Raw genomic sequence first — 1,382 nt, forward strand, 5'->3', positions numbered from 1 at the left:
GGTCTTTTTCGTTATTGAAATTTTTCACACCAAAAAAGTCCCATATGATCTATAATGAAAAGCGACTAAACCATCATTAGAAAGGTATCATATGGAACAATTTGATTTTATCACAAACATTCTTGGAATTAAAGACCCTAACATCACTATTTCTGACTATTTAGATTGCGGAAGCCATAAAGAAATTATCGCCAAACTTGATTATCAAGCACCTAAATGCCCATATTGCCATGCTCATATGGCTAAGTATGACTTCCAAAAGGAATCTAAAATTCCATACTTAGAGTGCGCTGGTTTTAAAACTCTTATTCGTCTTAGAAAAAGGCGTTTCCGCTGTCACTCCTGTCATACAATGACTGTCTCTGAGACTTCTTTAGTTAAGAAGAATCATCAAATTTCTACCCTTGTTAATCAGAAAATTGCACAAAAATTAATTGAGAAAAACTCAATGACCTCTATTGCCAAGAATCTTGGCATCTCTACATCTACAGTTATCAGAAAGCTCAATGAATTCACTTTAAAAACTGATTTAACAAAACTACCCACTCATATGTCTTGGGATGAATATAGCTTTAAGAAAGGGAAAATGAGCTTTATTGCTCAAGATTTTGACTCCCTTAAAATCATCACGATTCTTGATGGACGCACACAAGCTACTATTCGCAATCACTTTCTTCGCTTTACTCGTGAGGTTCGAAATAACGTTAAAGTCATTACAATGGATATGTTTAGTCCTTATTATGGTATCGCTAAGAAGTTATTCCCTAAGGCAAAAATCGTTCTTGATCGTTTTCACATTATACAGAACCTAAGCCGTGCTATGAATCGTCTTCGCATTCAAATCATGAACCTTTTTGATCGTAAAACTATTGAATACAGAGCTCTGAAACGCTACTGGAAACTCATACAACAAGATAGTCGTAAACTAAACGATAAACGCTTTTATCGTCCTACTTTTCGTATGCACCTAACCAACCAAGAAATCCTCAAAAAAATACTGTCTTATTCAGAAGAACTAAAAGAACATTATGACCTTTATCAACTCTTACTCTTTCACTTTCAAGAGAAAAATTCCCAACAATTCTTTGAACTTATTACTGATCATAGTAATACTGTTAACCCATTATTTGCATCAGTCTTTCAAACATTCCTTAAGGACAGAGACAAGATTATCAATGCTTTGGAACTATCTTACTCTAATGCAAAGCTAGAAGCTACTAACAATCTGATTAAAGTCATTAAGCGTAATGCTTTTGGATTTCGGAACTTTGAAAACTTTAAAAAACGTATTTTGATTGCTTTGAACATCAAAATAGAGAGTACCAATTTGATACTCTCTAGATCTTAGCTTTTCATCTACCCACTACAGTTGACAAAGAGCC

1 protein-coding gene is annotated in these 1,382 nt (G+C 34.0%); it reads left to right on the top strand.

From position 1 onward, the window contains the following. The first annotated feature begins 91 nt into the window (after positions 1-91). Positions 92-1,348, top strand: coding sequence for an ISL3 family transposase (locus tag AT575_RS10010; protein WP_102778195.1), 1,257 nt, complete (start codon positions 92-94; stop codon positions 1,346-1,348). The last annotated feature ends 34 nt before the right edge of the window (positions 1,349-1,382 follow it).

Origin of the sequence: Streptococcus penaeicida, from assembly GCF_002887775.1 — a bacterium.
Taxonomy (GTDB): domain Bacteria; phylum Bacillota; class Bacilli; order Lactobacillales; family Streptococcaceae; genus Streptococcus; species Streptococcus penaeicida.